Raw genomic sequence first — 9,224 nt, 5'->3', positions numbered from 1 at the left:
AGACTAGGTAATGCTGCTGGATTGGGTGGTTCTGCTGGAGCAGTCTCTTTAGCTGATGGTGCTGTTCTTGACCTTAATGGCCAAACCGTTACAAATACCAATGCGCTCACCTTAAATGGCACGGGCATTTCTTCCGGTGGTGCATTGATTAATAGTTCAACAACCGCGGCAAGCTATGCGGGAGCCATAACACTTGGTTCTAGTACATCGATCAGAAACACAGGTTCTTTATCTCTTAATGGAGCACTCAATGGTGCCTTTGGATTAACACTTACAACTGGAAGTTCAAATCCGATTGAAATCAGAGGGGCGATTGGTAATACGACTGCACTTGCTTCTCTCACCACAACAACCGCATCAACTGGCACGATCGATTTTTATACAACCGTTGTTAATACGAGCGGCAATCAGACCTATGGTGCTAATACTAGACTTGCTGTAAATGCTATTTTTGATAGCACAGCTGGTAATGGTAATGTGATTTTTAATGGCACAGTGACTGGTGTTATCTCTAATCAAAACCGGATTATTTTGTTGGGTGGTGGTGCTTATTTATATTTCTCAAGTACTAATTCAGGTTCTTGGACGCCAGCAGGAGGTGTTTCAGGTGCGGCAGACTTTAATGCAACCTTAACTTCAGGTAACTCAGTTTCTTTGCCAACTGGCTCACTTTCATGGAATGGCACATCTTATAGTTGGACTTCTTCGTTTGATGGACAGGTTCAATATCTAGTTGTGGGTGGAGGTGGTTCTGGTAGCCGTGGTGTTTATGGTGTTTACTACGGCGCAGGCGGGGGTGGTGGCGGAGTTGCATCGGGTGCTACATCTATCTTAAGTGGAGGTTCCTATAGCATCACTGTTGGTGCGGGTGGATTAGGTTACACGCCTAGCGAAAATAATCGCAACGGAACAAATGGTTCTTCATCCTCTTTTGGTACCAACATCACTGCTAATGGTGGTTTAGGCAGTACTGCTAATTCAAGAGTTGGCGCCACAAGCGGCAGTATTACTATAGATGGAGTTGTAACAGCCGGAAAAGTTGGAGGTACCGGCACAGCAAATATGACCAGTTGCACTCCTGGTAATTGTGGCGCCGGCGGCGGTGGTGGTGCTGGTGGCGTTGGTGGAGTCTTAAATGGAGGAGCTGCTGTTGCTTCTACTATTACGGGTGCAAGCGGATCCTATGGTGCTGGTGGAGCGGGCCGCGATACACCTTCTTCGGGGACCTCTAATGGCGGTGCTTATTCAACTATTAGTGGAGCAGTTGTTACGGTTATTGAGGCATTATCAAATGCTGGTGGTGGTGGCACAGACTCTGGCGCATCAGCAAGTAGCGGTGGTAGCGGACTAGTTGCAATTGGAGTCAACAACATACTAAGTATTCGAACTGGTTCGGGTACAGCTGAAGTTAACGGTAACACTTCTAGTGTAGCTGCTGTCAATATTGTTTCAAGTTCCACATCAAGTAAGTTGGCTGGCGTTCTTTCGGGTGCCGCTGCATTGAGTTATAACGGTTCTTCAGCAGGTGTATTAATTATCTCATCGGCTAATTCATACACTGGCTATACAAAAATCACAAACGGTACTTTAAGTATTTCCTCATTTGTCAGCGGTGGAAGCAACAGTAATATCGGAGCATCTGCAAGCACTGCCTCTAACTTGTTGTTGGATGGCGGAACACTTCGTTATACCGGTGGCGCAGTAAGTACCACGCGCTTATTCACCTTAACTAATAATGGTGGCACGATAGAAAGCTCGGGTTCTGGTGCGATTACATTCACAGGTACTGACGCTATTGGTCATTCAGGTAATTCAAGTCGAGCTCTAACTTTAGCTGGAACGACAGCCGGAAATACCTTTAGTCAAATTTTAGAAAATGGTGCCGGTAATACAAGCCTAACTAAAGTAGGTTCTGGAACATGGGTTCTTTCTGGAACAAATACCTACAGTGGTAGCACAACAATTTCAGCCGGTACTTTATCGGTTGCGGCAACTGCCAATCTTGGCAATACAAGTAATGTGATCAATTTAAATGGCGGAACCTTAACATTCACTGGCTCCTCAGCATTTAGCTCTTCACGTGCAATTAATGTTCTTGCATCAAGCACCATTAATAACGCTAATTCTGGTGGTTTGACGTTTACAGGAAATGTTACGGGACCAACAACATCTACAGCTGCAACACTTAGCATCACAGGTGCTAACAGCACGAGCTTTACAACTGGTGTGATTGCAGATGGCAGCGGCGCAGCATTAGGATTTACTCAAAATACAACTGGCACCACAACGCTTTCCGGAACAAACACATACACAGGTGCTACAACAATCTCAGCTGGTAGTTTGTCTATTAGCGCGGATGCAAACCTTGGTGCCGCACCTGGCTCTGCAACTGCTGGCTCATTGGTTCTGAATGGCGGTACTTTGTTAGCCACAGCTGACATTACATTACATAGCAATCGAGGCATTAGTCTTGCAGCGTCAAGCACCATCAATGTTGAAACAGGTGACACCTTGACTTTTGCTGGTGTGATGACTGATGGATCAGGATCTTATGCACTTACTAAATCTGGAGCAGGAACATTAATTTTGTCAGGGGCTAATACCTATGATGGAGGCACAACAGTTTCAGGTGGTTCATTACGAGCTGGTATTGCATCAACCGGGACCATCACTAATGGACCGTTTGGCACAGGAACAGTAACGGTTGGCTCAGGCTATACGCTTGATCTCAATGGATTCAATATTGCTAATGCGCTAAATTTAACCGGTACTGGCTTAAGTAGTAATGGCGCCTTGATCAATTCAAGCTCAACAGCCTCAACTGCCAGTGGTGCAGTGACGATTGCAGCTAATACCTCGATTGGTGGTTCAGGTGCTATCACCATGAGTGGTGCAATCTCTGCAAGTACTTACACAGTATCTTTTGTGAACGGTGCTAGCGTTACAGCAACGAATACAAGTAATAGTATTGCTTCAGTTACCATTACTAATAGCGCACTTGTTCTTAAAACCACTGCAGCACTTACACTTAATGCAAGTAGTTTAAGTGGCGCAACCACATTGCAAACTGTTGCAGCAGGTAAAGACATCACAGTCTCTGGTGCTATTTCAAATAACACTAATGCCAATACGCTTACTTTGATGGCATCGGGTGATATTTTGGTGTCAGCTGCGATTGCGGGGGCAACCGGTAAATCTCTAACGACTAACTTCTATTCAGACGTAGATAACACTACAGGTGGCGGATTTAAATCAACAGTCGCTGGGGCAACTATTTCTACATTTGGTGGCAATATCACTATCCGAGGTGGAACTACCGACACCACAACAGGTTGTGCTGCTGCTTACTCATGTATTGATGGTTATGCGAGTTATGCAAATAACACCAATTCAATTGGTGTTTATCTTCTTAGCTCTCTAAACGCAGCTGGTGGAAATATCACTATTTATGGTCGAGGCAATCCAACATCATCAACAGCCGGTGTTGGTATTCAAATTAACTTTACAGGCACAGTTCTAAGTACTACTGGCACTGGTACGATTACTTTAGATGGTGTTTCAACTGGAGCTCAACGAGGAATCTACCATGTCATTGGTGATATTTCTGCTGGTACAGGCTTGATTTCATTTACTGGAACTGCAGCAAATGCTGGCGCTTATAACGGCTACCGAATGAATGATGGTTCCATCACTTCAAGTGGTGCTTTATCTATTAGTGGAACAGGCGGGACATCTGAGTTTGCAATTTGGATGTATGGTGCGGGCAGTATTTCAGTAGCTGGTGACATTACGATTAACGGTCAAAATGCTAGCCGTAATTACGGTATTTACATCAGTGGCGGTAAAGTATTCCAAACTACAGCCGGTAATATTTCAATTACAGCTGTAGGTACGGTTGGCATGTATTTGGATGGTAGTTTTATTGCTGGCAATCACCTAACTACGCCAACTGCTGGTGGCACTATCACCATTAATTCCACTGGTAATACAAGTTATGGACTTGAAAATAATACAGGTTCTTTAATTGCTTATGGCGCCATTTCAATAACAGCAGTTGCAGGTGGTCAGCATGCTTTCTACTTGTATGGTGCTGGTGCAAGGATTAAATCCGCTACTGATATTACGATTAGTGCGACTCAGGGTACATGGGGTCTCACCATGTATAACGACTCATTCATTCAGTCGACGGGTGGAAATATTTCAATTACATCCAGTGGTTCTTTGGGCGGTTTTTACGGAAATACCACTGGAGGTATTTACGCAAGCAGTAACACTGCATCTCCAACAGCTACTCCAACGGCCGGTGGCACTCTAACCATTAATGCAACAGGTGGAACGCATTACGGCATCCAGATTCCGGCTGGATCATTGGTTTCATTTGGGGCAATGTCACTAACTGGTGTGGGTGCTCTTGAAAGTCATTACATCTATGGTTCTGGTACGGTTAAATCTGTTGGTGATTTAATCATAAGTGCGTCTACCTCTGGCGCTTCTCAGTGGGGAATTTACTTAAACAATAGCAGAATTCTTCAATCAACTGCGGGTAATATCGACATCACTTCTACGTCTGCTTTAGGGCACGGTATTCTTATTAGTGGTGGAGGATTGGTCGCCGGCAATGACACAACTACTCCAACAGCAGGCGGTAATATCACAATCAACTCTAGTTCTAGAGCAAATGACATTATGGGTGCTGGCCTAAGAATGGATGGTACCGGTACCAAGATCATTGCTTATGGAAATATCTCTATCTTTGCGAATGGAGCAGCTGCTGGATTAAATGGTGGCAATCAGCAAGGTCATGGTGTTATTTTATGGGGTGCTTCTCAAGTTATTCGCAGTTATAACGGTGACCTAAGCATCACAGGTTATGCCAACCGTGTTGCCGGAGGTGTTCAAGATTGGGCTAACATTTCTGGCGGCATCACCTTATATGGCAGTTCAGATATCTTGCAAGCCAAGGGTGATGTAACACTCAATGGTGTTTCATCGTCTGGTATTGGTTTATACCTAACATATACAGCCGGTACGGGTGGTGGTATTACATCAGAAACTGGCAATATCGTGATGAACGGTATAAGTAATAACGCCTCATATGGAGGCGCGATTATTCGTCTTCCAATTACCGCGACTCTGGGCTCAGTATCAATTTCAGCTGCAGGCCAAAACTATGCTTATTACCAAGATGCTTGGTATGGTTCAGTTTCAGCTAAAACTGATGTGAATATCATTGGCTATGCGCAAGGTAACCATGGTATTTATCTAAATACTGGGTCTATTACATCAAGTCACGGCAACGTGATTCTGTCTGGCTACACATCGAGCACAACGTCTACAGACTACGGCATTTATTCAAATTCAATTGATGTATCTGCAAGCGCAGGGTCAGTGACATTCCAGGGTGCAAAACTTGACACAGTGACCACTCTTACAAATGCTATTACAAACTTATCTGGCTCAACTCCAGCGCCGTTGTTTGCTGTGGTTGATACGTCTAACATGGCAAGCGGAAACACCAGGGGACTCAGTTGGACCGGCGCTGTCACTGCCAATGCATCAACAGGCTATATCTCTATCAATGCTAAAGCGCCATCCATCACAGGAGCTATGACTGCCTATGGCATTAAGTTGCTTGCAAATAATCAAAGCTACACACTCAATAGTTCAAGCAACTCAATTAATACTTTGGCCGCTAGCATCGGCACTGGTTCGTTAACATTTGTTAATTCTGGTGTATTGAATGTTGGCTCTTATGACGGTGTAACCGGTATTACTGCAACAGGTTTGACCCTAACAGCAGGTGGTTTAACAGACACTTCTGATGCTGGCATTACTACAACTTCTAGCAGCACGATCGCTATTAATAATGCTACCGGCAGCTTTGACTACAGTGGCGTGATTGCCGGTCCGGTTGCATTGACCAAGTCTGGTAATGGTACTCAAACTCTTTCTGCCGCTAACTCATACACTGGTTTAACCACCATCAGCGCTGGTACTCTAAAACTGGGTGTTGCAGGCGGTTCAACCAATACGCCTTTAGGAACAACAGCTGCAGGAACCTCAATTACTGCGGGTGCAACCCTAGATCTTAATGGCTACAACTTGGGTACTGCTGAGGCTTTAACTTTGAATGGTTACGGTATGAGCAACCTTGGTTCATTGATTAACTCCAGCGCAACAGCTGCAACATACAGCGGAGCAATCACTGTTGGTTCCACTTCTTATATTGGTGGTTCAGGCTCTATAACTCTTTCAGGAGCTGTGAGCGCTGCTAGTTACGGCGTCGCATTCATTGGTACTGGAAGTTATACCGCATCTAATTCAAGCAATACGTTTAGCACAATTGCCACTAGTGGCATTGGTTCTCTTTCAATTGTTAATAATCGTGATTTAACTATTGGTACCGTCAACACTCTCAGTGGCATGACATTCACGGGTAATGCAACGATTGATAACGTTGGTTCAGTCACCATGTCAGGAATGACGATTCAGAAGAATGGCTCATCTGATTCAACTCTTACATTGAAGTCAAGTGCTCGCGTTAATTTATGGAATTCATCGAACCAAATTAAGGCAGACACAGCAGCTGGCACAGGCAAGCTCAATATCATTTTCTGGGCTGAATCAGATGGCGGAACTGGTGCAGGTACATCGCTTGCAGGAACATTCACAACCAATGGGGGTCATATTTGGGCTGGTGGGGGAGCAACATCAACTTCTTGGAATGATCTAACTGTTGGATCCGGTGCTGCCGGCGCTGGTGGATCTGGTTTTAATGGTAATGCGATTGATACACAGGGTACATGGACTACTGGTGGTGGCTCAATTTGGTTGGCTGGTAATGTCGGAAGCGGTGTGGGCTACGATTTAATTCTTGGTAATGGCGCGGCTCAGGCTCTTAATGTGGGTACTGGTTCAATCACACTGATTGGTGATTATCAAGCTTCATCTTCAGCAACAACAATCACTAGTACAGGCACACTCACGATGGCTCCATTTGGTAATTCATTCACCAATTCTTCTAGTGTTGCAACGGCATTTACTTGGAGCGGAACAGTAGGAACAAATTATGCTGGTACAGGTTCAATCAATGCAATTACCATTAATAGCATTGCTAATTTAGGTGGGTTGGTGATTGGTAACGCAAATTCTTCATCAAATTCTGCCGTCACAATTTCAAATGCAATTGGTATTTCTGGCCCAATCAATATTTACGGCGCAGCAGTTACCCTTAATGCAAATATCAGCACATCTAATACAACGACAGGCAATATTGGCATCTTAACAACAGGTCTAACTGGTTCAGGCACCATCTCTTTAGCTACAGGTAGAGGCCTTACTGTTAATCAATCTGGTGCATCGACTTATAGCGGTGTTATTTCTGGAACATCTGCAACTGTTACTAAATTAGGCGCGGGAACATTGACCTTATCAGGTAACAATAGTTACACCGGTCTCACAACCATTTCTGCAGGTACTCTTAAATTAGGTAGTGCAGGCAGCGGCACAAATACGCCATTAGGAACTGTCGGAGCTGGAACTGTGGTTGAAAGTGGGGCATCTCTTGATTTGGGTGGCTATAACTTAGTCACTGCAGAAGCATTAACAATCAATGGTATGGGTATCAGCACTTCTGGCGCATTGACCAACTCAAGCGCAACAACTGGTGTTTATTCAGGTGCAATTACTTTAGGAAGTGTTTCAGCCATCGGTGGAACGGGTGGTACTATTTCTGTAACAGGAGTAGTTTCAGATAGTGCTAATAACTATGGCTTGGTATTTATTGGTAATAAGGCGATTAGCCTATCAAGCACTAGCAATGCGCTTCGTACCATTGCATCTAGCTCAAGCATTGGCGCACTCACCATTGTTAATACGGGTGACTTAGAGATTGGTTCTATCACTGCCGGCGGAACAACTTATAACGGCATCAATGCTGGTGATGCAATCAACATCAGAACAACTGGTGATTTAACAATTTCTAAAAATATTGTTACTACAAGCACCTCTAAATCAGAATCTGCACCAGCCTTATTGTTATCAGCAGGTAGTGATGAGGCTGCAGGCAGTATCACCAAGAATATCTTGTTAGTAAATTCACCAACATTCACTGTTGGAACAGGTGGGGCTGCTAACTTCTATACCGGTGGTTTAACAGAAAGTGCTGACATTAAGACCTATGTAGAAGCTCAGGCTACTAAGTCAGCAGCCTACTACGCCACACTCACTACTAAGCCGACAACTGCTGGATATAACATTATCTTTAGAGGCACTCCACCGTATATTTATGTCACGATTGTTGATGATCAATCAAGTACTTATGGCACGGCCAGTGGTTTGAGCTTCTGGTACTCGACTAGTGCTTCTTCATACGGCTCATCTTATATTCCAGGATTATTGCCAACATTGACAACAGCTCAAACATTCACGGCTGGGGCCACCTCAATGACTGTCAATGTTGCAGGTATTACTGGATCAATTAGCATTGATACTGCTTTAACATCAACTCTTAATGCCGATACCTACAGCCTGACCTTGAGCCCGACGCTTGCACTTTCAGGTGTTCCTGGTGTTTCATTTGTTGCAGGTAATGCTAAGAATTTTGTGGTGAATCGCAAAACTGTTGAGTTGAGCGCCACTAAGACATACGACAGCAACACTTCGTTGACCAATTATGTGACGGTAACAACTGGTGTTGGCTCACAAACTTTGACCTACACAGGCGCAACATCGAACAACGCCAATGTGGCCACAGCTAATAAATATATCAGTGCTATTACTTTGGCTAATGCAACGGATGGTTCAGGTGGCGTCGCTACAAACTATCAATTGCCAACTTTAGATCGTGCCAATGCCCCAGTGACGATCAATGCTAAAACTGTCACGTTAAGTGCTGAAAAAACTTATGACAGCAATACCTCATTGACCAACTATGTGACTGTAACGACAGGTGTTGGGTCACAGACATTGACCTATACAGGTGCCACTGCCAATAACGCCAACGTTGCAACAGCCAATAAATATATCAGTGCTATTACTTTGGCTAATGCAACGGATGGTTCTGGTGGCGTCGCTACAAACTATCAATTACCAACCTTGGACCGTGCCAACGCTCCAGTGACAATCAATGCGAAGACTGTCACATTAAGTGCTGAAAAGACATACGACAGCAATACCTCATTGACCAACTATGTGACGGTGACAACAGGTGTTGGCTCACAAAC

General features: G+C 44.4%; 1 protein-coding gene. It reads left to right on the top strand.

Translation table 11 applies throughout. From position 1 onward, the window contains the following. Nucleotides 1–9,224 (top strand): autotransporter-associated beta strand repeat-containing protein (locus AOC33_RS09040; RefSeq protein ID WP_089516703.1); only part of this gene is annotated, 9,224 nt, incomplete at both ends.

The sequence above is a fragment of the Polynucleobacter cosmopolitanus genome, from assembly GCF_002224225.1.
Taxonomy (GTDB): Bacteria; Pseudomonadota; Gammaproteobacteria; order Burkholderiales; family Burkholderiaceae; genus Polynucleobacter; species Polynucleobacter cosmopolitanus.
The sequence above is the reverse complement of the archived record's forward strand: the minus strand, read 5'-3'. Positions and strand labels throughout refer to the sequence as shown.